Genomic DNA, 25,736 nt, shown 5'->3' on the forward strand with positions numbered 1-25,736 from the left:
TCCATATTTTTATTAATCGAACACTTCGCTGTTAATCATGATATACCCTGAGCTATAACTTACATTGATAGGCAGAATCAGCGAGTTATCCGAAATCTCGTCAACCCCGTTCGCCTCGAAGAGTGAAGCATTCTCAGCATCATTCAGTCTGCTCTTGACGAAGCCTATTACCCATTTTTCCGCAATCTTCTCGGCAGCAACATACCTGTCTACCAGGTCCTTCACCAGCTGTTCATCGCAGAAGTTGATATCCGCATTCACGTTCTCAGCCTCCGCTTCTTCCTTCCCCATTTCCTGGTTCTCGAAGAAGAGGTTATACTTGATTTTCATATCCTTCATCATTACGATGTTCAGATTTTTCAGTTCCCCCTCCGAGTCAGCAATCGTCTCATAGAGTTTCTGAACCGACTTCTTGAAGATGTTTTTCACGTCCATCAGACAGTAATAGATTTTGCCTCCAATCACCACCACCCTCAGTTTTCCGTACTGCGGATGAGCAAAATAAAAAGGTTTCATTGCTTGCATCTTATAAATTCCTTTTTAAAACAGTTGGGCGCTCCCACAACGGTTGATGTGCCTATACACAAAAGCCCCCGAAACTCAGACCATATCGGTTCTGAATTCCGGGGGCAAAGGTACAACAAGATGCTGAAACCTACCTGGTACGTACCTGGTACGCGTACCAGGTACGAATTAATTTATGAAACGTCATTCACGTTATATAACAGACTAGCTAACAGATATTTATCGATTTTGCAGTTTCTCCGATAAATCCAGACATCTGTTGCTGGTCCATCCCTTTATTAAAGGCAGAGCGAAGATTCTCCTTGTCAATATTCCAAAAGGTGCCAAACACCACCCATACATTCTGTATGCCGAGTTTGGTAGAAATCTGGGACGCAAGAACTGCAGTTTTAGCTACAGAGAGTCCCTTAGGCTGGAAATGCTCATCAAGAAAGCCATGTATCGCCAAACTGGAGAGGACCATTAACCCCTGAGGATTAGCAAGAGATTCCGGCAGCGGACGGAAATTCTCTTCTGCCTTCGCCTTTTCACCCTTCTTCTTAGGTCCATCACCATAATTTTCAATATACGTTGCATTATCGTGCAATTCGATTGTTCTATTATCACTCATGATTACTATGCTTTTAGATTCCATATAATTAACAATAAACTCACTGTCCAGACTTAAATAGACATCTGTTATAAAAATATATAGTGCCTTTATTCTCGACAGACTACGCTTGATTCGCGTACTTAAGTTTTTTTTCATATTGTATTATTATTGTTGTTGTTTTAAGTTTCTTGCCTCATTATAGCAGAGTATGAGTGTTTGCGCTAACAATTTATGAGGGCGTAAGCAGCCTGGAGTGCTGGTGATCGCCTCTTATCGTGAGGTGTGGGACCAATTCTACATCATTTTCCCTTTTGTTGAATATTTAAGTTAATAAAATGACCGAAAGATGCGTTTTTCAGTATCTAAGGCCGGTTAATTCTATTCTCCTCCCTTTTTCGAGATGCAAATATATAAAAAATATTAATACATACGCAAGCCAAGCTTAATATTAACACGAATTTAACATAATTAGTAATAGAAAGCAAGTTTAAATATAATTTCAGTTTAAGATATACGCAGATTCAATCTAAAAAGCCAATAAACCAAAAAGGGCACGGAGATAAACTCCATGCCCCAAAACACTTACGAATCCTATAGGCTGTAATGCCTGATAATTATACCTAACATAATGTATGAAGAAATTCTATTTGATGTCCATACCACTGGCATGAAGACCAGGACCACCACCGGCTGTATAACCACGGCTCTCACCCGATGCCCATGGAGAAACCCAATAAGCATAGAAATCACCACGTGCAAGATAGAACTTGGCACGAATGGTACGGTCAGAGAGTTCAGAAAGGTCTTTCTTGCCCTTCCAGGTAATCTGCTGCTTGGTCTTGTCTGCAGAACGCATCACAGCACAATCGCGCTTGGTAAAGCCAGGAATAGGATTACCCTTTTCATCAAGCAATTCCACCTTCAGCTGACCTTTACCCTTTACATCGGCATTGACAAAGAAATATTTACCATCTACCTTGATGTTGTCAGCAACAAAAGTTCCTTCCTTGGAACCTGCATGCATAGAAACGAAACCATCGCGACGCAAGATAGCCAGACCTGTAGCAAAGTTTGAATCGTGTACAGGCTTGCTGTTATATCTGCCAGAGCAATAGAAATACAAAGAGTCGCCTACGATGATAGGGCAACCTGCCACCGACTGGACATTACCTGCATTCCAAGCCTTGAAGTCTGAGCTTACCCCCATGAAAGGACGCTTGAACTCACGGTCCCAATGGAATCCGTCGTTAGCCCAACCTATAAGCACCTCGTTGCGCTTCTGGATACTTAAGCTGTCGCAAGCATTGTTTTCTGGTCCCTGCCATACAGTGAAATAACCTAGGATGCTGCCCTCGTAAGGCATTGCCTCATGATTGTAAATCTGTGGTCTGATTTCAGGGAACTGAGGATTTCTAGGATCATCGTCCTCTGCATTGAACCAATACTTGATGAACTTATCACTCTTGTTGTCATATACTCTATGAGCGAGGCTCACCAGAAGTTCCGGATCATCGCCTGCAAGATAAGAACGTGAACGGCGGTATTTCTTGCCATTGATGGTTTTCAGTGACAATACATACTTCTTGCGGAAAGGATCGTAGTAGGCTGCACAGCGGTCAAAGAGTTCACCTGAAAGCGCTTTCGTAGCACTCCAATGGATACCATCGGCAGAATAGCGCAAATGCATGCTCACAGTAGCCTTGCCGTTGAATACCACGGAGAACATCTTATATCGCTTTGCAGGATCCTTCTCCGATTTGTCGAGAAGCACTGATACGCAGTCGTGCTCAAGTGTATCTACGATGTTGGTACCTGGTACTACATCAAGCTCAGGCTTCGTCCAGTTCTTACCATCTTCAGACTCAGCATAGCAGGTTACAAGTCCATATTTCTTTTCTCCACCAGCCGAATACCACATTTTGAACTTGTTTACGGTCTCGTCATACCATACGCCACCGCTGAACGGCGCAGCATACGGGTCGCCGAGCGCATTGAGTTCCCATTTCCGGTCGGCCTTCAATATCGGATTTTGGTCATAATAAGTAGGCGCATGCCATACGTGCTCCACACCATTGCACTCGCCAAACTGAGTATAGGCAGCAATCTGGCGACCCGTCTGGGCAGAAGCTGTGAGAGAACACAGCGCCATCATTGAAAGAATAAGTTTTTTCATGAACTTAATTTTATTAATTCAAGTTTCGTAGGTTAAGGAATAGAGAAGTTTAAAATCAAGAAGTAAGGAATTAAGAGTAAAGGAGTGAAGGAGTTAAGACAACAGCCTTTTTGTTTAGTTTTCAGTCAAAAAAACACATACGTCCTAACTCCTTTTCCTCCCTAAACTTTTAAAACTTTAAACCGAAATACATTCTTTTAAACTTCAATATATTAACTTAAAAAGCTGTACTTACTTCTGCAAGCCAGTGCGCTGAGGGTTCTGACCTCTCATAGCCCAAACAGCATCAGTAGCATAAGATGCAGCACGTGTTCTTACGCAGAGCATCTGGAGAGCGCCATCCTTAGTCACTACAACGAAGGTATTACCCTCTGCATCCATAACTGGTGTAGACTTGCAAGCCTCACCCAGGCTGAGAGATGAGAAGAGAGTACCATCTGCCTTGAGGATGTAATAGGTACCCTGAGCATCGATGAAATGGATGTAACCACGGTTATCAATCATTGGAGTGGTCTGAACACTTGCCTCAACAGCATAAGTCCACTTCACAGAACCGTCAGCATTGAGTGCTACGACACCAGAAGGGATATCCTCTGTAGCGATACCGAGGTTAGCATAAACAGTACCATCGGCTGCGATAGCAACACCACCATCAGCAATAGATGTATTGGTATCATACTTCCACTTCAAAGAACCATCAGCATTGATTGCCATTACCATACCGCCAGTTGCCTTGTCTGCAACAGCATACAGGGTTCCGTCGGCACCGATAGAAGGAGTACTGCTGCGCAAAGCACCAGTGAAAGCAGTAGGAGCAGCACCAAACTCTGCGTTGTATACCCAAGCACCTGTTCCGGCAGTAATATCAAAGCCGAAGTAACCGGTATTACCCTTTCCGGCACCATAGAGCTGACCGGTCTTTGAAACAGAGAGACCGCCGGTGATATCACCCAAGCCTGAAGCATATTCAGTGCACTCGCCATTATTAATCTTCCAGATCTTACCCTTGCGCTGAGCTGTATATACATTGCCCTGTGCGTCGACAGCTGGAGTGATAGCATAGAGGTTAGCGTCAGGACCAGCATAAGTCCAAGCTACACTACCATTAGGCTTAGCTGCAAATGTGAAGAGGCGGCGGTTGGCGCCAGCATCCTTAAGGTCGCGGACAATGAAATAAACGTTGCCGTCAGCACCTACAGAAGGGCTTGAATAGATATCCTTGCAACCTGCAGCAGCACTACCTGTAGGATGGTTGCTAACCATGGCAGCATCGATATCGAGCACCCATGATGTACCGCCAGAAGCGATATTGAAGGCAGTAAGACGACCTGGCTCAGCTGCGTTTCCGCCGGTAAGCATATATACAGCCTTACCGTCTGCAGATACTGCAGGAGAAGAACCGCCCGTTACGCTACCGCTGAGGTTGGCAGCCCACTGAACAGAGATGGCAGCCAATGGGTCCAGCACGGTGATGCTCTTTGTGAGCGTAGCCTTCAGATTGTGATTATCAGTTACGGTGAGCGTTACATTGTATACACCTTCCTTGGTATATGTGAATGTAGGGCTCTTCTCTGTAGATGTAGTATTAGCCTCATCGCCGAAGCTCCACAACCAGGAAACAATATTGGTATTGGCCTCTGGTGTTGATGCATCTGTAAAGGTGATGGCCTTATTAATCTCATAGCCCTCAGGAGCCTCACTCATTGTGAAGGCAGCTCTTGGCGCCGTGTTGTAGACAACATCGTCCTCACTGCATGATGATACGACGATTAAAGCCAGAGCCATGGTCAGAAAATATAATATCTTTTTCATGTTTTGTCTAAATTTAAATTGATTGTTTTAAAGCTATTTTTTGTCGATACCCGACTTATTGAGGTTAGGTCCGCCACCAGCTGTATAGCCCTGGCTTTCGCCGGTACTCTCTGGTGAAATCCAGAAGGCATAGAGGTCGCCATCTGTAAGATAGAATCTTACCTTTATCTTCAGTCCCTTCAATGATGCCAGTGTCTTGCCGCTGGTCCATTCTACCTTTGCCTTGCAGTTATCGCCTGTAACGACCTTGCAGTCGCTCTTGGAAAGACCAGGAATAACATTACCCTTGTCATCGAGAATCTCCACGCGCAGCTCTCCGTTTATCTTAGCATTGACGAAGAAATGTTCTCCGGTGAAGCGGATGCCTACGGTAGTCAGCTCGCCTGTACCCGACATGGATGCAAAGCCGTCACGGCGTAGGATTGCCAGACCTGTAGATGTTATCTCGCTGGTTCCCTGCAGACGGCGTCCGCTGAGATAGAAATAGAGTTTGTCGCCCACGATAAGCGGTGCTCCTACTACCGACTGCAGATTGCCGTTGTTCCAGTCTGCCCGGTTGTCACTGACAGCCATAAACGGATTCATGTCATCACGCTGCCAGCTGTAACCGTCACGGCTGTAACCTACCATAATCTGGTTGCGCTTGATCACGTTGTCCTTAGAGCAGACATCATTCTCAGGTCCCTGCCATACACTGAAGAAGCCCAACATGATGCTCTCGTAAGGCATGGCATCGAGATTGTAGATACCAGGAGCTCCATCATTGTTATGATAACTTGGATGCTTCTGCTCGTTAGGCCATGGACCGAACCAGAATTTGCTCAGTTCTGCCTTGGCATTCTGGTTGCCGCTGGCTGGATCGGCATTCTCATAGTAGTCTCTTGCACGCACGGTGTAAGGGTCGCTTGCATTGAGGCGCACATTGTGGCGCATGCTCCATGCCCAGACATTGCGGAAAGGATTCTTGTATACGGTAGAACGGTCGGTAACAGCCTGGGAAGGCGTTTTGTTGTCGCGCCACTGTATGCCGTTAGCCGAGGTCTTGTATATATACTTCCATTTTCCCGGACCGCCTGCTACCTGGAACATCTTATAGCGCTTGGAAGCACTGGTTTCCTGCTTGTCAAGCCAGATGGTAGATGCATCGCGCTGGAGTCCTTTGTCAACGATATTGGTTCCCGACTCTATAGAGAGCGAAGGCTTGGTCCATGTGATACCATCGGCCGACTCTGCATAACAGGTGATGCCTCCGGAATTGACCGAGTACTTACCGCCTCCTGCCATATACCACATCTTGAACTTCTGCTCTGTCTCATCGTACCATACACCATCGCTGAAAGGTGCTGCAAAGGCTGCTCCCTTGGTTCCTACCTTCTCCCAGTCCTTGTCGGGCGAGAGAATAGGATTGCCTGAATAATACTCAGGATAATGGAATTTGCGGGTCAGCGTTGTTTTCTCAATAAGGAAGTTGTCAACAAAAAGCTGTCTGCCGACTGCAACATTGACAGTTGTAGGGCGGGAAGACAGATAGTATGGCGACATACCTTTGCGTATATCCGAAGATGCTGAGCGCAGAAGCGGCCATTGTGCCGGCAGCTTGATACCATTGTATATCGTGCCCTTCAAATCATCGGGATCCGATGGCTCGCTAGGAGTTGACGGCTCACCCGGATTAGGCTTCTCTGTTGGCGGAACTACCGGTTCATCACCGCCCGAAGTGCTGTCTGAACCACAGCCTGTCAATGTACAGGCTGTGATGATAGCTATGGAATATAAGAATTTATGTCGCATAATCATCATATTTTAAATGTGATTTTATTATTTCTGTGGACAGTCAACACCTGTTCCACTGAGGCCAGGACCACCACCGGCAGTAAAGCCGCGGCTCTCGCCTGTTTCCCATGGAGAAATCCAGAAAGCATAGAGATCGCCTCGTGTGAGATAGAACTTGGCACGGATGATACGGCCAGAGAGTTCTGTGAGGTCTTTCTTTCCCTTCCAGGTAATCAGGTGCTTGGTCTTGTCGGCACGCATCACGCTACAATCACGCTTGGTGAAACCAGGGATTGGTGTGCCGTTCTCATCGAGCAACTCCACCTTCAGCTGGGCGCCCTTGCCCTTTACGTCGGCATTGACAAAGAAGTATTTTCCGTCGAATGAGAGTTTCTCGGTTGTCAGGTAACCTTCCTTCTTGTCTGCATGCATGGATACGAATCCGTCACGGCGCAATACGGCAAGACCGGTAGAGGTGTAGCTGTCCCACATAATCTTGTTGAGACGTCTGCCTGAGCTGTAGAAATAGAGTGAGTCGCCTACGATAAGCGGAGTACCATTGATAGACTGCATGTTACCCCAGTTCCAGGCGCCCTCTGTCTCGTTGACGTCCATGAATGGCTTGTGAGATGGGCGGGCGAAGTGGAAACCATCGCGGCTATAACCCAATTCTATCACGTTGCGCTTCTGGATTCCGTCGCGCTTACAGATGTTGTTCTCCGGTCCACACCAAGCGGCATACTGTCCGATCATGATGCTCTCGTAAGCAATGGCATCAAAGTTGTAAATGCCTGGCTCTACCTCAGGATACTTAGGATGGCGCAACTCCTTGTCGTCTGGAGCAAACCAGAAATGAAGGTTGCGGTCTACTGCATCCTTGCGAACGCGGTGGGTAAGACTTACGAGCAACTCAGGATCCTCGTTCTCAGCATAAGCTCTTGAACGTGAAGAAACTGGAGTTGACCATCTCAAACTCAAAGCCCAGCGCTTAGTGAATGGGTTATAGAATGCTGTTGAGCGGTCATATACGTCGCCCGACTGTGCTACACCCCTGCTCCACTTGCGTCCGTCAGCACTATATTTCAGGATAATCTGCCAGCGCTTGTCGGTAGGTCTTCTTTCGATATTGAAGAGTTTCCATCGGCGTGAAGGATCCTTTTCGTTGCGGTCGAGCCAGATGGTAGCAGCATCGCGGTCGCATGTATCTACGATGTTCGTACCAGGCACGATGTCAAGATTCACCTTCTTCCAGTTCTTGCCATCCTTTGATTCAGCATAGCAGGTATAGAAAGTCTGGTTGCTCTGCTTGTGCATGGTTCCTGCTCCTGCAAGATACCACATCTTGAAGATGCCTTCCTTTTCGTCATACCAGATACCGTCGCTGAATGGTGCTGCATAAGGAGCACCCTCTGTTGTGTTTTCCCATTTTTCGGTAGGTTCCAATACTGGATTACCTTTATAGAAGTTTGGAGCGTGATAAATGCTGCGCAGGTTTGTGCTGCTGATCAGGAACGAGTCAACAAACAGCTGACGGCCGTTGTTGATTGGCAATACTGCCGGCTTGTTCTTGAGATAAGGCACTGGCATTTCCTGACGTACTGTTGGTTCCTCATACTGTGGAGGCCATATCTTAGGCAATGTGATGCCGTTGTTCAATGTCTGCGCTGTTGCCGCAGTGGCAACAGCACAGAACAGGATTGCTGATAATATCTTTTTCATGATTCCCCGAATTAATATCCTGGATTATTTGATGAAATATATGGATTAGAGTTCATCTCATTGATAGGAATTGGCAACCACTCGTGCTTGCCGGTAACGAATCCCTTGTAATCTGATGCTGAAACAAACTTCTTGAATGTAGGATCATGAGAAAGTTCCTGGAAGCGTGAAGAAAGTTCGCCCCAACGCAACAGATCGTAGAATCTGTGACCTTCTAATGAGAGCTCCAATATGCGCTCGTGCTTCACGTCGTCGAGTGTCACCTGTGACAGGCTAGCAAGATTTGCACGGTTGCGTACCAGGTTTACAGCCTCAGCAGCTGTCAGTTTGCCCTGTGTAGCGCCGTTGAGAAGAGCCTCTGCATAAAGCAGATAGACGTCTGCCAGACGGATATAGCGCCAGTTTACGCCATTGGCACGTGGCTGGTTGTAGATATATTCCTTGGTACCGCCGCCCACACCGTTCAACTTAGGTGTGCCGTCAGCATTCATGAGCATTGGCAATGTAAAGTCAACACCCTTCTTGATACCTGCCTTGAAAGCATGTGCCAGGGTATTGGCTACGGTCTGGAAGCCCTCTGCTGCACCTGTTGAAGGATAGAGCTGCTCCCAGTGCAAACCACCAGGACCTTCGAGGCGCTGCTTGTTGCCCTCTGCATCTGAATGAAGCTTGATTTCTGGCTTCAAATCGTCGAACATCAGGGTAGAGAACATACGGATGTCTGTGCAGCCGTCCTTGTCAATAGAATTGACAAACTCGTTGTACAACCAGTTGTTGGCTACACCCTCGTAACCTACACCTGCACCTGGGAGCATCAGACCGCGAGAGTCGAATGCAAGACCTGATGTTGCGGTACCAGGGTTGAAACCGGTATTGTTAACATCACCGAGGAACTGAATTTCGAGGATTGACTCTGGATTCGCGTCGTTCTCGTGAGCTACGTCGAAGTTCCATGAATAGTCTGGTGCCAACTCGTATGAACCGAAGTCGCCCTTGATAATCTGGTCAAACTCCTTGGCAGCCTCTTCGTAATAAGTCTGGGTGCTGGTACCGTAATGCTTCTCGATACCTGTGCGGTACATGTAGCAGATGCCCTGCAGCGCAGCAGCGGCAGCCTTTGAAACACGACCGGTATTATCGCCTGTCCAATAGCCCTTCTCTGGAAGTAATTCCTTAGCACGCTCCAGGTCTTCCTTGATGAAATCCCATACAGCCTCAGGACTTTCCGGTTTGCGCACATAATCCTCAGCGCCTCTAGGCATCTGACGGATAGGGCTTACCTGGCGGAAGTTGGTAAGCAGATAATAATGAGCAAATGCACGCCAGAAATGAGCTTCGCCGATGTAGGCATTGCGCAACTTCTCATTACCGGAGAAGTCTACCTTAGGTGCCTCTTCGATGATGTAAGATGCCTGAGAGGCTGTGGTGTACATCAGGGTGTAAGGCTGCTCGATGGTATAGAAACTTGAGTTCAAGTCCTCGCCAAACATACCTGGCTTTCCGTAATCGGAGTTGGAGTTGGCTTCATCACCACGGATAATCTGGGTTTTTGAGCCGGAAGCTCCCAGGCAGCGCTGGGTTGAGATATAGCCGTACATTGTCGTTACGGCATCGTTCACACCTTCTGGTGTTGTAAAGTATGTCTTCATACTTGGCTGGTTAGGGTTAACCGACAATTCATCGAAGACGCTGTCGCAGCTCTGGAGAGACAATCCGCCAACAATCAGCAATGATGCTAATATCTTATATTTGATTTTCATTTTGTTTAAATTTTAGAATGAGACATTGAAACCTACAGTATAGGTACGTGCGTTAGGGAATGACTTGTTGTCAATACCACGAGAGAACAGAGCGTTCGAGCTAACCTCAGGGTCATAGCCTGAATAGTTGGTTATCGTGAACAGGTTCTGTATACCACCATAAACACGCAAACGAGACAATCCCAGCTTACCTACGAGCTTGCTTGGGAAGGTGTAACCCAACTGGAGGTTCTTGCAACGGAAGTAAGAACCATCTTCAATATAGAAGTCACTTGGCAGAGAGTTACCGCCGTTTGTATTCTGTGTCTTCATCACAGGGATGTTTGTGTTATGATTTGTAGGGCTCCATGCATTCAGTACGTCTGTCACACAGTTGTTTGAGTAGTCGAAGTAATAGGTATACTTCATCTGGTTGAAGATGTCGTTACCATATACACCCTGGAAGAACAATGTGAGGTCGAAGTCCTTATATGATGCATTGATGTTCAAACCATAAGAGAAATCAGGGATTGGATCACCGAGAATCACCTTATCCTCTGCATTCACTGTACCATTCTTGTCGGTATCCTGGAAAATGAAGTTTCCATCGGCATCGAAACCTTCAATCTTGTAGCCGTAGAACGAACCGATGGCATAGCCTGGCATGGTGATGGATGGAGAATCGTTAAAGAAGCTTGACATCGCACCTGATGTGATAGGCTGTACATTGTCACCGAGAGCCAATACCTTGTTGGTAAGGGTTGATACGTTGAGTGAAGCATCGAGTGAGAAATCACGGGTGAGCTGCTTGCGGTAACCCAATGTAAACTCCCATCCCTTGTTCTCTACAGAAGCGGTATTTACGTATGGCTTCTCACGAGATGAGTTGATCTCGAATACCTGACCGCTTGAGAGATTCAGGTCAATCTGTGCCAACAGGTCTACGTTCTTCTTGTAGAAGTACTCTACCTGGAAAGTAAGTGAGTTGTCAAGCAAACCTAACTCAAGACCGATATCGGTTGTCTTGGCTGTCTCCCACTTCAGATTCTTTGACTTCAGATAAGCTGCACGGCCGCTGGTATAGCGCTTGCCATTGAGTGTGAATGGAATTGGACCGTAGGCGATATCATCGAAGCTGTATGGATCGAGGAAGTTAGAACCGAGCTCACCGTAGCTGGCACGCAACTTCAGCTTGCTGATAGCCTCCTTAGGGAACCAAGGCTCTTCCTGAACGTTCCAACCTACTGATACTGACGGGAAGTAACCTACACGGCAATCCTTGGCAAACTTGGAAGACTCGTCGCGACGGATACTTGCCGAGAGGAGGTAACGGTTCTTGTAGTCGTAATTGATACGGCCGAAGAATGACAGCAGGGCAGCATTATCGTCACCTGCAGAAATCTTTCCGTCTACACTCTGGAAACCGGTGATGCTTGTACCGCCGATATCATTGATGGTATTGATACCCATTGAGCGGTAGTATTCGCGCATCCAACTGGTACCTACAAGAGCATCGATGCTATGACCGCCAAATGTCTTGTTGTAGGTCAGGAGGTTATCGATGGTGTATGTGAATGTCTCGCCACGTGACTCAGTGATGCTGTTGCGGGTGTTACCGAAATCAACATCTGGAGTTCCGTCTGAATTCCACTTTGTATTATAGGTTGGCTTGTGTGTATAAGAGTGGGCGTTACTCCAGTTGGCACTGAAGGTTGCCTTATATTTCAAACCGTCCCACAGGTCGAGCTGTGCATTGATAGCACCGATCACGTCGGTTGTACGGTTGTAACGGTCGGAATAAGCCAATGGAGCAATCTTGTTCACAGCCTTGCCATCCTCCGGGTTGATGTAGTAGTCAGGACCACCTGATACCAGACGTCCCATCTCATCATAGATAGGCAATGTTGGCAATGAGATGCTGAACGGAGTTGTAGGGGTCTTGTCACGATGAGAGATAGAGAGGTTCTCTGAGAGTGAGAAGATGCCCTTCTTGTATGAAGAGTTGACGCGGAAGTTGTAACGCTTGTAACCTGAATAGATGGTCATACCCTTCTGGTCGAGATAACCCACGCTGGTTGAGAAGGTAGAATTCTCACCACCTCCTGAGATTGAGGCGTTGAGGTTCCACATTGGTGCAAACTGCAACCACTCGTCAGCCCAGTCGGTATCAGTATTCGGATTGGTTGGATTATCATTCTCTGGTGCATGGGCCAGGCCGGAATTGTCTGCCACGGTATTGGCAAACTGGCGCCATTGCGATGCATTGAGGAAGTCAGGAACATTGGTTGGTGTCTGTACAGCAAACGAACCGTCGAGCTCAACAAGCGGCTTGCCCTGCTTACCGCGCTTGGTAGTGATGATAACCACACCATTGGCTGCACGGGAACCGTAGATGGCTGCAGCAGCACCATCCTTCAGAATTTCGATAGACTCGATATCATTAGGGTTGAGGGTGGTAAGACCGTTGTTACTGAAAGCGCCATCAATGATATAGAGAGGTTCTGTTGCACCAAACGAAGCGGCACCACGGATTACGATATTTACATCGGCTCCGGCAACACCTGCCTGCTGGATGATTTCAACACCAGGGGTGCGACCCTGGAGGGTTGATGCTACGTTGGATGAAGTCTGCTTCACGATATCCTTGCTGGATACAGATGCTACCGAACCGGTAAGACTTGATTTCTTCTGCACACCATAACCTACCACCACGAGTTCTTCGAGAGAGTGGGAATCGGCCTTCATAACGATATCAAGAGGCTGGCCGTTCCATTTTACCTGGTATGGTTCAAAACCGAGGTAAGTGATGATAAGCACATCACCTTTTTTCACATTGCTGAGCGTAAAGTTTCCGTCGAAATCAGTTACGGCAAGGTTTTTAGTGCCATCTACTACTACTGTTGCACCGATAAGAGGTTCACCAGTAGCTTCCTTTACGATACCTTTGCATACGTTGTCTTGCTGTGTATGCTCTAATAGGGTTGAGTTAGTTGCTGCTACTGCTGCCTGAGGGCTCAGAACTGCTGTTCCGCCCATGGCCAATAGTGCAAAACTAAATAATTTGAAGCTAGTTGCCATATATTAATCTTATTATTATTAGTACAGGTTTAATTTTAAATCTTCACTTTGACAATGAGTTTTCTTACCTTGCCGGTTCCTATTACAGGGGCATGGGGATCTTCAGGCCAAACTATCATGAACTGTCCAGGATGGAGCTTGGCATATACTGAGGCTGGCTCAGCATACAGTGCACAGTCGGCTTCGTCATCATAAGGTTTTGAAGGTTCTCCGGTGTCGTCGATATCTTTCCAGCCTATCGTTTCCTCACCCTCCAGCAAAACGTGGATGTCGATATATTTCTTGTGCATTTCGAGTACCTGCTGTTCGGCAGCGATACACTCGGGATTTACATTGTTGATGAACAGGTCTTCACCCTGCAGTTCGATACGTCCGCATGGCGTATGAAGAAGGTCATGTGACTTAATATAGTCGAATGCCATCTTAAACAGCGGATGAAGCGACTCTATTCGCTCACTTTGCTTGAGACTTGATATAATCATAATTCAGCTATATTTAATAAATAAAAAACACAAACTATTTACTGATATTTCTGTAAAATGGTGTCGGGAAAGTAGATCCCGACTCCATGATTATTCCATATTGTCCGTCTTAGGACGGAGAGCGAAGAGCTGAACTGCGAGAGCCACTGCTACCACAGCTGCGAGCACTGCGAAACCGAGTCCGAGGTCGCCGTTATCGCTCCATTTGCCCAGCACATTGGTGATGGCTGCACCGGCAAACACACCTACCATGTTCATGATGCCATAAGCCGTAGCACGCTGGCGGGCTCCAACAAACTGGCAGAGGATTGGCATATTGTTGGCATCGAACATACCGAAGCCGATACCGAACAGCAAACCTGCACAGATAATACCTATTACATTATGACCGAAGCCCAGAAGCAGGAGCGAAGGAATGGTCAGTCCCAGACCGATAGCACCTGTATAGACACGGCCGCGGATGTTACGCTTTACCCAACGGTCGCTCAATGTACCGCCCAGCAGCACGCCGATAAACGAAGAAGCGGCAATGGTGATGGTGGCCATAGGACCCGCCTGCGACATCGGGAGATTCAGATTCTCGGCAAAGAGCGTTGGCAGCCAGTTCTTTGTTGCCCATCCCGGTAAGCTAGGTGCTGCGAAATAGAGCAGGATAACCCAGAAAGCCACGTTGCTGAGCAGCGACTTCATGCTGGCGAAAACGCCCATCGACTTTGGTTTCTCCACCTTTACCTCTGAAGGATTCACCTCGCGCTGCTTATCACGCAGGAACGCTGCCAGGATACAAGCATATACGATACCGATCATTCCGAACCAGTGGAAGGTGGTATGCCATGAGTAGGCTGCTGCGAGCGTTGCTCCGAAACCTCCTACTGCTTGGCCGATGTAAAGACCGGTCATGTGGATACCTACTGCAAGCGAGCGTGAACCACCGGTATGATAATCGGCAATGAGCGCCAAGCCCGCTGGCAGATAGAGCGCCTCACTCACACCCATGAAAGAACGGAGCCAGAACACCTGGTCGAAGGTGGTTGCCATTCCCATGAGATAGGTTACAGATGACCAGACCAGCAAACTGCCAACAATGAGCCATTTGCGGCTCAGACGGTCAGCGATGATACCGGATACAGGGCTCATCAATCCGTAAATCCAGAGGAATACGGCCATCAGACGACCGAAGTTGGTTGCCGACTGCAGTTCCTGAATGTCAATCTGCATGGCATCCTTCATGGTGCTGAGCATCTGCCGGTCCATATAATTGAGCAGGGCTACGCCTCCAAGAAGGCCTACCACCACCCAAGGATACATTTTAGAATTTTTCATAAATTGTTAAGAAAAATTTGTTCTTTATTTTCTGTTGATTAATATTTTTTCTCTTATTGTTTAGGAAGAGAGAATCCCGTATTATTCTGCGGGATTCTCATTTTGTTTATCTGCCGGAGATTCCGTTATTATTTTGCGAGAATCTCATTGCAGAGCATAAATGAACGGATCATCATACGAGGGATATGGAACGGACCCTTGAAGATATTACCCTTGGCTGCCTGAGCAACAGAACCGTCGCGGTGCAGATAGCCATACCACTCGCCATATTCATGGTCTGGGAAATGGGCGTATGTCCATTCACTTATCTGGCGGTGACGCTTAAGATATTTCTCATCACCTGTGAGCTTGTATGCATAGAGGTTGGCGATGATTGTCTCTGTCTGTGGCCACCAGAACTTCATATCCTGTGAGTAATCCTGCTGCGGATAACCCTTACAGTCGCGGAAGTTGATTATGCCGCCAAATTCTTCATCCCATCCCCAGTCCCATGACCAGTCGAGAATCTGAAGAGCAAACTCCAGCAGTTTTTTGTCGCCTCTGCGCTCTGCCACATCCATCAGGAACCATGATGTTTCGATGCAATGGCCTGGATTGATAAGGCGTCCGTTGATAGAATCGATAAATTCACCATTTGGTCCTACGGTTTCCAGAAGTGCCTTGAATTCTGGATGAGCGAAGTTGTTGATGAGTGATTCCAAGGACTGATCGGTCTGTTCATCAAGTTCTGGATCATCAATAACCTGCTTCAAAACGTTGGCCACATTGATGAGAATCATCGTAATGCTATGTCCCTTCATTTCTACTGTAGGCAGATATTTCGGTTCGAGAAGTCCCGGAGTTGTGAGTCTCTTACGCATCTCACGGAAAATCTGCATTGCCTTTTCAGCATAAGTGCGGTCGCCGGTAGCCTTGCTGTATTCTGCCATCGCTATGGCTGCAAAACTCTCGCTGAACACGTAGCGGCGCTTACGCAAAGGCTTGCCATCGGCTGTTACTTCGAAGAACATGTGGCGGTCGGTATCAAAACAGTGGGCCTCGATGAAATCGATAGTCTGCTTAGCTGCATCAAGCCACTCCTGACGACGCTCTATATTATTGTATGCGAAACAGCAGGTATATGCAAAACGTCCCTGAAACCATACTGACTTGGTGGTATCCATCAGTTCACCATTGCGGTCAACGCAGGTATAAACTCCACCATTCTCGGTGTCAAGACCATATTTCATCCAGAAAGGCATGATGTTCTGAACGAGGTCTTCACGGTAGCACTCAGCCCAATAGCCTAAATATTTTTTTATATCCATGGTAGATAACTTGATTTTGCCATTTAGAGTGGGTGTCAAAAAAAATGCCAGTAACCGACAGATTTTTTTAGCACCCTCCACTTAATAAACTAACAATTAACTAACTATCTATTCTTATCTTAAAAGAGATTACATTTGTTGAAGAAGTCGATTGCCTCGAGTTCCTTCTTCATGTTTGCCTCCTCCTCGTCTGTCATATTGTTAAACGGTGTGCGGTTCTTTCCGAGATCGAAACCGATCAGCTTCATGATGCGCTTGCCGCCTACAATATTGCCGCGATAGTGGCAGATTACGTTAATTACCTCCTGTGCAAAGTTCTGAAGCTCGCGTGCCTTCTCGATATCACCTGCTTTCCAGGCATCGATAATGCCGGTGAGGCAACGGCCGTTATAATTGGTTGTACCACCGATACCACCCTGTGCGCCACCCATTGCAAGGCTAGGCAAAATGGTTTCGTCCTGACCGTGGAGCATATCAAACTTTCCATCCTTGTAGAGTCGGCACTGGTTGTACTCATACAGGCTCTCGAAGGTATACTTGATACCAGCGAAGTTAGGAATTCTGCCATCTACAGCCTTCAACAAGTCGAGCATTGGCAGGAAAGCACCATTGAATGCAGGGATGTGGTAGTAGTAGAATGGAAGTTCAGGAGCTGCAGAAGCAATTTCCTCGCAGTATTTTACCAATTCCTCGATTCTACCGATCTTTGGGAATGGAGGAGCCATCGAACCGATACCCCAAACGCCCAGTTTCTGTGCGTGCTCAGCCAGACGGCGGCTTTCGCGGAGGCAGCAGCTACCTACATGGACAATTACCTTGAAGTCCTTAGGCACTACCTCAACCCATCTCTCAGCGAGCTGCATTCTCTCTTCTGTTGAAAGCATATAGCCCTCGCCAGATGAACCATTGATAAACACACCCTTCAAGCCATTCTTCTGAAGCATCTTGGCATAAGCCTCGATTGGTTCCAAATTCACATCACCATTCTCATAAAAAGGAGTAAACGGTGCATCGATAAGTCCCTTAATCTTTTCCATATTCAATATTTCTTTTTGTTATTGTTTATTGTTAATTGTATTTCGGTTGCAAATATACGATTATTTCCAATACCTTCCAAAAAAAAAAACAACTATTTTATTTTTTCGCTTTAAATAATTTAATTTATTTATTTTTTCTTACATTTTTAGGCTTACACCTTATTATATATAGGATATTAAATAGTTTTTATGCGTCAAAAGCGAAACAAATCCTCAAAAACCAATTTACCTAACTAAAACAATTCTAAACCTACATATAAAAAAATAAATTCATATTTTGTTTTATTAACTAGCAAATAATAAATAATTAGAATTATTTTGTTACCTTTGCAGAAAATTTAAATAAATACATCTGCCACATGATACAGGACTCTATAAATAATGTCAAATTTACGAGTTCAAAAGCTGCGCTTTTAAACTCGTTTATCGAGAACGGAGAACAGACGATTTCCGAGCTCTCCGAGTATCTGGGGGTGAGCGTGCCTTACACAACCAAGATTCTCAAAGAACTGGTTGATAAGGAACTGGTGGGCGTAACCGGAAAGAAGGAGAACTACGCCAAGAGAGCGCCCAAGATTTACGGTCTGATTTCCACCTCGGGCTACTTTCTTGGCATTGATGCCGGAAAACAGAGTTATACACTCGGCATCTGCGACTTCTGCGGAAACATAGTTACCAAGCCCGAGAGGATGGACATCGAATATGAGAATAGTCCGGAATATCTGGCCCGACTGCTCGAATTCACCAACGACTACATCAACCGCTCGGGCATCGAAAGAAAGATGATCAAAAAGGGATGCATGAGTATCGGCGGACGAGTGAATCCTATCACGGGAAGTGCTTTCAGCTTTCTTACGTTTCTGGACAAGCCGCTGGCGGAAGAACTGACCGAAAAAACGGGCTTCCCGTTCTGCATCGACAACGATACGCGCTGCATGACCTACGGCGAATTTCTAAAGGGCGTATGCAAAGGACTGAAGGATGTCATCTTCGTAAACGTGAGCTGGGGCATCGGCATCGGCATCATCTTCGACGGCAGACTCTATCTGGGCCGCTCCGGATTCTCTGGCGAAATAGGTCACATGCATATCTATAACAATGGCATCATCTGTCATTGCGGTAAAACGGGCTGCATGGAAACCGAGACATCGGGCTCTGCCATCGTGCGCAAATTGCGCCAGGCTCTCAAGGAAGGTGCCACTTCAGTACTCTCGAAGAAGATAACTGACGAGAATCAGGAGATTACCCTACAGGACTTCCTGGATGCCATCCGCAGAGAAGATGTGCTCTGTATCGACATCTTGCAGAAGGTGGCTGAGGAGCTGGGCACCAACCTGGCTGGCATCATCAACACCTTCAATCCGGAGATGCTGGTCATCGGCGGCGATCTGTCGGTAACGGGCGACTATCTTATTCAGCCTATCAGCATGGATATCATGAAGTATTCGCTGAATCTGGTGAACAAGGATTCGCGCATCGTACTCTCCACACTGAGGGAGAAAGCCGGATTAACAGGCGCCTGTCTCATGGCGAGAAACAGATTTCTGAATGGTTAAGGCTACAGCGGTTACAGTTTCCCCAAAAGGCTTATCTTACATTTAATGGCGTGCTGATTTTATTATCTGTCATGCTCCTTGCACTGGCGGAGAATCGAGTAGGAGGAAAACGAAGTAGTTTTTCTCCTACTTTCGTTTTCCGACCTCTCACACCACCGTACATGCGGTTCCGCATACGGCGGTTCCTATTTTGGGTGCCATTCGATGTATGAACCCATCAATGTAGCATAGCCTGCCATGCTCAACCTTTCATTGGTTATCGCACGACATAGTATGTAACTGCCAGCTATGCGCCAATACCCCAGACGACTATTGCCCCACATGTAAGCCTGGTATTTATCTATACCACACTTTATCAAGTTGGCAATTCTCGTTTTCACCCTCTTCCACGACTTCCATATACACATACGTAGCCGTCGCCTTAGCCACTCGTCAGTTTCCATGAGGAAACGTTTCATGTTGGCAAGGTGATAGAAACCTACCCACCCCCTTATGTACTCTTCAAGTTTTTGCTTCCTCTTGGCATATCCCCAACCATTGCTTCGGGAAGTCAACTCCTTGAGTTTGGCTTTCATCTTGGATTTGGCTTTTGGGTGTACCGTGAGTTGGCATTTGCCTTTCATTACATAAAAGGAGTAACCAAGGTATTTCACACCTTGCACATAGGACACAACTGTCTTGTCCCTGTTCACCTTCAGATGAAGTTTTCCTTCGATGAATCGGGTTACAGATTCCTTCACGCGCTTGGCTGCACGCTTGGACTTACAAAATATCATCGAGTCATCGGCATAGCGGACAAAAGGGAGACCTCGGCTTGTGAGTTCCTTGTCCAACTCGTTGAGCATGATGTTGCTCAAGAGCGGACTTAGAGGTCCTCCTTGGGGAGTACCTTCCTCACTTGCCTCGAACATACCTTTGTTCATCACACCACTGCGAAGATATTTGTGAATAAGGCTTATCACCCTACCGTCCTTTATCGTGCGGCTGAGGATTTCTATGAGTTTACTGTGGCTCACCATGTCGAAGAAACGCTCCAAGTCGAGGTCAACCACATAAATGTAGCCATCATCGATTATTTTCTGAGCACCTCTTAGGGCATCATGGCAGCCTCTTCTCGGACGGAAGCCGTAGCTTCTTGGAGAGAATTGACGCTCATAGATGGGAGTTAGGGTCTGGTTGATGGCTTGTTGAACCAGACGGTCTATGACCGTGGGAATGCCCAACAGGCGCATCTTCCCATTGTCTTTGGGTATCTCTACCCTTTTTACTGGGTTCGGACGGTATGAACCGTCAAGCAAGGAACGGATTAGGGCATCCTTGTTAGCCAAGAGCCAAGGGAGCATTTGCTCACATGACATCTTGTCGATACCGCTACAGCCCCTGTTACGCTGCACTGCCTTGTAGGCTTCGAGTAGGTTATCAGGACTGATGATGTGCTCCAACAGGTGTTCCCTGTCGAATGGTACTTCCACGATGTTGTCTTCACATATCCACATAAAGGTCTGCACTCCCACATATCCTTCGGATTCCGTCCTACCTTTCTGTGGGCAGCCCTTGACTTCTGCCAATGTTTTCTGCATTCTTTCCTTCATAAGGTACGTTTCAATTACTATCGTTTAATTTATAGGTTCTGCCCTTCATGGAGCGTTATCGAGAACTCCACTACTATGGCATCTGCTGACTTCTCACAGCAAGCTTTACTCCATGACTTTCGTAAAGGCAACTAATCGCCATGTCCGTGAGACCTCCTCGGATAAGGGCTTATTCTTTCCATCTTATACCCACTTCATTTACACCAACCATTCCGAATAGCTATAGGACTTTGATTTGTTCTGCAATCTCATCCATGGTCAAATGCCTTATATGAAGTTTCTGTACGTTAGGTCAGATGTTTGCCGCCAGCTTCTTTCAGATTCCACCTTGCAGTGGACACCCTTGCTATTGGCTATACAATTCCCGCTATTAGGGCTTGTTAGGGACTTGCACCCATTAGAATAAGCTCATGCCGAGCATACAAAAACTACCCATGCACCCTAAAACAGGGGGCATGGGTAGGATTAACGACATAGACTCAAACGATACAAGTCGCTATTACCCCCCAACAACCAGCATGATAAAATCATTATCAGTAAATCAGGAGTGAGGTAATAGGGCATCACAATCTCTGCAACTACTCTCTCCTGCTGCGTCATCATACGCTCATAAACTGGGTGATTCTTTCCTCAGTTCCTCAGTTCCTCAGTTTTGTTCTAGGGGGTATACTTGATACTTACAAATTGTAAGTAATTATATTTTATTATATATATATATAATAAGCTTCTAAATAAAGATAAAAGTGAAGGGTCAGAGAAAAACTGAGGAACTGAGGAACTGAGGAAGATTTCTTATAGCTTTTTGTTTCTTGTTATTTGTTGTGGATAAAGTATTTAAGTGCTCAACTCTATGTTTTCTCTTCTGAAAAAGTATGAGTTGCGGGGCGCAAAACGGCGAGTTAGATTGTTTAACATAAAGCTCTAAAGCAGCCAAAGGAGAATAAGAGAGGTTGGAACGTAAACAGTTGGGAATGAGTAGATTTGCACAAAGTTGCCAAATCGGCATAAAGCAAGCGAGTGAGGAATATTGAAGTAGTTCAGTTACTAAATCGTGAGCCACAGTTACCTATGCAAAGCAGGTAACAATACGGAAAGGCAACTTTGTGCATCAACGGATTTTATTGCGCTGATTCTCAATGTTTTGCGTATCACGGAACGCTTACAAAATGATTATATTTGCACACTCAAAATGTAAGCGTTATGAAAATCGAAAAATTCAAGGTGTTGCTCTACCTAAAAAAGAGCGGAATGGACAAGAATGGAAAAGCTCCCATCATGGGACGCATCACGGTGAACAGGACTATGGCGCAGTTCTCCTGCAAGTTGTCTTGCACTCCATCGCTTTGGAATCCTCGTGCCAGCCGATTGGAAGGCAAGAGCAAGGAAGCCGTGGAGACCAACAAGGACATCGAGCAGTTGTTGCTTTCCATCCAAAAGGCTTTCGATATGCTTGTGGAAAAGAGAACGGACTTCGAGGCTAAGGATGTCAAGGAGGCTTTGCAGGGCAGCGTCAAGACACAGACCACCCTTCTCTCCTTCGTGGACGAGCATATCAGTGAACTCAGCACCCATGAGGGCATCGATATGTCGAAGAGCAGTGTCTGGACTTACAGAAAAATTCGCAAGAATCTCGCTGAGTTCATCGGGGAGAAGTATAGGTTGACTGATTTGGCTTTCGGACAGCTGACCGAGCCTTTCATCAGTGACTTTCACCATTACTTGCTTGACGAGAAAGGCTTTTCATCAGGAACCATCACCATTTATGTGTCGCTCTTCAAGAAGATGTGCCGCATCGCCTTTGAGCGAGGCTTGTGCAAGAACCTGCTGTTCGCCCATTATCGGGTTGGCACTCCAAAGGTTACGACACCCAAGGCTCTCAGCATGTCTGATTTCATAAAAATCCGTGATGTGGAACTGCCCGAAGACAAGCCGAGACTATCCGTTAGCCGTGACCTGTTTCTTTTCGCCTGCTATGCAGGAACAGCCTTCATAGACACCGTTTCCATTACGAAAGCCAATGTCAAGGTGTTGGAGGATGGCGACAAATGGCTCATCTATAACCGCAAGAAGACCGGAACACTTGCCAGGGTGAAACTCCTGCCCGAGGCATTGGAGCTGATGGCGAAATACGAGGACGGGGCAAGAGATACCCTTTTCCCATTGCTGAGCACGAATCGTGTTCGTATCGATCTCATCACCATCTGCAAGTTGGCGGAAACGAGCAAGACCTATTCCTACCATTCGGGACGACACTCGTTCGCCAGCCTCATTACGCTGGAGGCTGGTGTGCCGATGGAGACCATCTGCAAGATGCTCGGTCACAAGGATGTGAAGATGACACAGCGGTATGCGAGAGTAACCCAAAAGAAGCTGTTTGAGGACATGGACAAGTTCATCGCTGCAACCGAGAAGGACTTTATTCTCGCATTATGAACAGGGCTTTCAACTTTTCTTTTTACAGTTTCAACTACATTATTATATTATAAGGACAACAACTATGAGCAGAAGTACATTTTCAATTTTGCCTTACATCAACAGACAGAAGGTGAAGGCAGACGGAACAGCCAACATACTTTGCCGCATCACCGTTGACGGTAAAAGCGCAGCCATTTCCACAGGCATATCCTGTACCCCACAGGAGTGGAACGCCAAGAAGGGAGAGGTACGGAACGCAAGGGACAACGGACGATTGGCAAGTTTCCTTGCTGAGGTCAAGGATAAATACAACTCACTTCTTACCACCAATGGCATCATCACCGTGGAAATGCTGAAGGCTGTGTTGAAGGACACGGACACGACAGGAAGGTTCTTGCTGAGCTTTGGTGATACCATCGTGGAATGGTATCGAACCTCAAAAGCCAGACAAACCTTTCTGCACAAGCGGACATGGCAGAAGAACCTGAGAGCCTTTGTCCATTCGTTGGATAAGGACGACATCGCCTTTGAGGACATAGACGAGAATTTCGGGGAGGAATACAAGCTATTCCTGAAACGAGACCAGGGACGTATCGACAGCTACGTGAACCATTGCCTTCTCTGGCTGAACATGTTGATGTACAAGGCAGTGGACAGGAGCATTATTCGCTTCAATCCCATAGCCAGGATAGGGTATGAGAAGAAGGCAGCCCCGAAGATGACCCATATCAGCAAGGCAGACTTCATCAGGATGCTCTCTACCCCGATGGCTGACGAGCGAACGGAGCTTGCACGCAGATGTTTCATTTTTGCCTCGCTCACCTCCTTATCCTATATAGATGTAAAGAAACTGTACCCTCACCATATCAGTGAGAACTCCGAGGGTAGGAAGTTCATCCGCAAGGAAAGAGAGAAGACAGGCGTGGAGTTCTTCGTGCCACTCCATCCGATAGCCGAGAAGATTCTTTCGCTCTACAATACCACGGACGACAGCAAGCCTGTTTTTCCACTGGGTGAGAAGAAAGACATCTATCTTGATGTGCATACCCTTGGAATGGTGCTTGGCATAAGCAATAAGTTGGGATTCCACGCCAGCCGCCATACATTCGGAGTCTTGATGCTCAACGAGGACATTCCCATCGGCAGCATAGCCAAGATGATGGGACACGCAGACATTACAAGCACACAGGTCTATGCGCAGGTGACGGAGCAGAAGATTTCAAATGACATGGATAAGCTTATTGCCAAGCGGGAAAGGAACAGATTATCGAACGAAAAAACTATTGGAAAATGAACAGAGGAGTTATAACAATCAGCGAGAGCGGAACGGTATCCATGCCGACCGATACTGTATGGATGACCATGCAGGAGATTGCCGACATGTATAATGTATTCGGCTGCTATGTGCGCAAGGCTGTCAAGGCTATATTCAAGGATGGCATTCTGAAAGAGCAGGGTGTACGCCGTCATGTCAGGAAGAACGACCGCATCAGCTATGATGTGTATAGCCTTGAACTCGTCATTGCGGTAGCCTTCCGTATTGACAGCATTGAGAGCCGAGCCTTTCGGGAGTTCATCATGCAGTCCGTCATCGGCAGACAGACAAGCCGCACTAAACTGGTCTGTATCTTTACAGAGAATGCAATGGCATAGACCTGCCATAACGCAACGTTCCTTGGAGGCTTTGCGCCTCCAGCCACTTGGGCGAACCTCCGCAGTGTGTTTTAGCATGGTATTAGATTTTATACAGACCATACGGAGAACACCCGGCAAACACGACCAACTCGGTATAGCCAATAAAACGAGGCGACAACCTATAACAGCCACACTCGGTAAGTTATACGTTGTCGCCTTGTTCATTTCACACACTCATCAAGGACATTCTCCTACACACCTTTCATTCTGTACGCTTCACGATAGTTAGCCATCAGAATCTTCTGAATGTCGGACTCGCGGTAGAGTATCTTTCCGCCAAGCTGGATATACGGGATGACACCGTTGTTTCGGTAGTCCTGCAGGGTTCTTCGGCTCAGTTGCAGCCTGGCACAAAGCTCCTTGTCCGTCATGAAGCGCTCACCGCCAAGCATGGGGCGGTAGTTCATCACGGCACGTTCAAAATTGTCAACCATTCGGTTGAGGTGGTTCACGATGTGGTTCATCCACTCGCTGTTTCTTGTCATTACTTCATTGCTCATAGTTGTCTCGTTTTATTGTTGATACTTACGTTACTCGGTTTACTTGCTGCATTGGATAAAGTGGCTGTTGTATATTGACAGCCTAACCTGTGCGCTTGCGAAAACGCATGTCCTTTTTCTTGTCCTCCACTACTGCTACGATAGCCATCACGTCCTCCGGCTTGTAGTAGGTCTTGTGGCTGATTTGCGTATAAGCCAAAGTTCCGTTGTCCCGAAGCGTCTGCACTGTCCGTGGGCAGATGTTGAGCGTCTGACACACGTCCTGCGTGTCGAGCCACTTGTTCATGGTCTTGTCCTCACTGCGCTCACGGATTCTGTCCATGCGCTTCACGAAGTTCTCCAACTGGGCATCAAGATAGTTGAATGCCTCTTCCTCGAATACGATGAATCCCATACTTTTCTTTTTTCTAAGTTAATA

19 protein-coding genes are annotated in these 25,736 nt (G+C 46.8%); 4 read left to right on the forward strand and 15 right to left on the reverse strand.

The window, feature by feature from the left end; all coding sequences use genetic code 11:
• Nucleotides 1–12: 12 nt before the first annotated feature.
• The 12 genes from RCO84_RS13300 to RCO84_RS13355 all read right to left on the reverse strand — a co-directional run bounded on the left by RCO84_RS13300 (nucleotide 13) and on the right by RCO84_RS13355 (nucleotide 17,560).
• Nucleotides 13–516 carry a spore coat protein gene (locus tag RCO84_RS13300; protein WP_317585362.1) on the reverse strand — a complete coding sequence of 168 codons (504 nt, stop codon included), beginning with the start codon at nucleotides 514–516 and terminating at the stop codon, nucleotides 13–15.
• 217 nt (nucleotides 517–733) lie between these two features.
• Nucleotides 734–1,135 carry a hypothetical protein gene (locus RCO84_RS13305; RefSeq protein ID WP_317585363.1) on the reverse strand — a complete coding sequence of 134 codons (402 nt, stop codon included), beginning with the start codon at nucleotides 1,133–1,135 and terminating at the stop codon, nucleotides 734–736.
• A 625-nt stretch (nucleotides 1,136–1,760) separates the two neighbouring features.
• Nucleotides 1,761–3,290: a hypothetical protein gene (locus RCO84_RS13310; protein ID WP_317585364.1), complete on the reverse strand. Its 1,530-nt coding sequence runs from the start codon at nucleotides 3,288–3,290 to the stop codon at nucleotides 1,761–1,763.
• Between the two features lie 231 nt (nucleotides 3,291–3,521).
• Nucleotides 3,522–5,102 carry a PKD domain-containing protein gene (locus RCO84_RS13315; protein ID WP_317585365.1) on the reverse strand — a complete coding sequence of 527 codons (1,581 nt, stop codon included), beginning with the start codon at nucleotides 5,100–5,102 and terminating at the stop codon, nucleotides 3,522–3,524.
• Nucleotides 5,103–5,135: 33 nt separating this feature from the next.
• The gene (locus RCO84_RS13320) at nucleotides 5,136–6,893 is read right to left on the reverse strand and encodes a hypothetical protein (RefSeq protein ID WP_317585366.1); all 1,758 of its coding nucleotides are present in this window, start codon (nucleotides 6,891–6,893) and stop codon (nucleotides 5,136–5,138) included.
• A gap of 27 nt (nucleotides 6,894–6,920) precedes the next feature.
• Nucleotides 6,921–8,594 carry a hypothetical protein gene (locus tag RCO84_RS13325; RefSeq protein ID WP_317585367.1) on the reverse strand — a complete coding sequence of 558 codons (1,674 nt, stop codon included), beginning with the start codon at nucleotides 8,592–8,594 and terminating at the stop codon, nucleotides 6,921–6,923.
• Nucleotides 8,595–8,605: 11 nt separating this feature from the next.
• The gene (locus RCO84_RS13330; protein ID WP_317585368.1) at nucleotides 8,606–10,354 is read right to left on the reverse strand and encodes a RagB/SusD family nutrient uptake outer membrane protein; all 1,749 of its coding nucleotides are present in this window, start codon (nucleotides 10,352–10,354) and stop codon (nucleotides 8,606–8,608) included.
• Nucleotides 10,355–10,366: 12 nt separating this feature from the next.
• On the reverse strand, nucleotides 10,367–13,411 hold the full coding sequence (locus tag RCO84_RS13335) for a SusC/RagA family TonB-linked outer membrane protein (RefSeq protein ID WP_317585369.1): 3,045 nt from the start codon (nucleotides 13,409–13,411) through the stop codon (nucleotides 10,367–10,369).
• Between the two features lie 35 nt (nucleotides 13,412–13,446).
• Entirely contained in the window at nucleotides 13,447–13,893 is a 447-nt protein-coding gene (locus RCO84_RS13340; RefSeq protein ID WP_317585370.1) for a YhcH/YjgK/YiaL family protein, read from the reverse strand.
• 90 nt (nucleotides 13,894–13,983) lie between these two features.
• Entirely contained in the window at nucleotides 13,984–15,216 is a 1,233-nt protein-coding gene (locus RCO84_RS13345; protein WP_317585371.1) for an MFS transporter, read from the reverse strand.
• A 128-nt stretch (nucleotides 15,217–15,344) separates the two neighbouring features.
• A complete protein-coding gene (locus RCO84_RS13350) occupies nucleotides 15,345–16,523 on the reverse strand; it encodes an AGE family epimerase/isomerase (RefSeq protein WP_317585372.1) in 1,179 nt (392 codons plus the stop codon).
• Between the two features lie 119 nt (nucleotides 16,524–16,642).
• A complete protein-coding gene (locus RCO84_RS13355) occupies nucleotides 16,643–17,560 on the reverse strand; it encodes a dihydrodipicolinate synthase family protein (RefSeq protein ID WP_234564626.1) in 918 nt (305 codons plus the stop codon).
• 359 nt (nucleotides 17,561–17,919) lie between these two features.
• Here RCO84_RS13355 and RCO84_RS13360 point away from each other — a divergent pair, with 359 nt between their 5' ends.
• A complete protein-coding gene (locus tag RCO84_RS13360) occupies nucleotides 17,920–19,116 on the forward strand; it encodes an ROK family transcriptional regulator (RefSeq protein ID WP_317585373.1) in 1,197 nt (398 codons plus the stop codon).
• 185 nt (nucleotides 19,117–19,301) lie between these two features.
• Here RCO84_RS13360 and ltrA read toward each other — a convergent pair whose 3' ends face one another.
• Nucleotides 19,302–20,708, reverse strand: a complete 1,407-nt coding sequence (ltrA, locus tag RCO84_RS13365) for a group II intron reverse transcriptase/maturase (RefSeq protein ID WP_317585374.1) — start codon at nucleotides 20,706–20,708, stop codon at nucleotides 19,302–19,304.
• A 1,200-nt stretch (nucleotides 20,709–21,908) separates the two neighbouring features.
• On the opposite strand from ltrA, the gene RCO84_RS13370 reads away from it, so the two are divergent.
• From RCO84_RS13370 to RCO84_RS13380, 3 genes are all read left to right on the forward strand, one after another.
• Nucleotides 21,909–23,141 carry a site-specific integrase gene (locus RCO84_RS13370; protein ID WP_317585375.1) on the forward strand — a complete coding sequence of 411 codons (1,233 nt, stop codon included), beginning with the start codon at nucleotides 21,909–21,911 and terminating at the stop codon, nucleotides 23,139–23,141.
• Between the two features lie 64 nt (nucleotides 23,142–23,205).
• A complete protein-coding gene (locus RCO84_RS13375) occupies nucleotides 23,206–24,417 on the forward strand; it encodes a site-specific integrase (protein ID WP_317585376.1) in 1,212 nt (403 codons plus the stop codon).
• Nucleotides 24,414–24,776 carry a hypothetical protein gene (locus RCO84_RS13380; RefSeq protein ID WP_005942354.1) on the forward strand — a complete coding sequence of 121 codons (363 nt, stop codon included), beginning with the start codon at nucleotides 24,414–24,416 and terminating at the stop codon, nucleotides 24,774–24,776. Before RCO84_RS13375 ends, RCO84_RS13380 begins: the two co-directional genes overlap by 4 nt.
• Nucleotides 24,777–25,009: 233 nt before the next feature.
• Here the strand turns inward: RCO84_RS13380 and RCO84_RS13385 are convergent, their stop codons facing one another.
• The gene (locus tag RCO84_RS13385) at nucleotides 25,010–25,318 is read right to left on the reverse strand and encodes a helix-turn-helix domain-containing protein (protein WP_008628594.1); all 309 of its coding nucleotides are present in this window, start codon (nucleotides 25,316–25,318) and stop codon (nucleotides 25,010–25,012) included.
• Between the two features lie 82 nt (nucleotides 25,319–25,400).
• Nucleotides 25,401–25,712 carry a helix-turn-helix domain-containing protein gene (locus tag RCO84_RS13390; RefSeq protein WP_008656559.1) on the reverse strand — a complete coding sequence of 104 codons (312 nt, stop codon included), beginning with the start codon at nucleotides 25,710–25,712 and terminating at the stop codon, nucleotides 25,401–25,403.
• Nucleotides 25,713–25,736 lie beyond the last annotated feature (24 nt).

This window comes from Segatella copri, from assembly GCF_949820605.1.
GTDB lineage: Bacteria > Bacteroidota > Bacteroidia > Bacteroidales > Bacteroidaceae > Prevotella.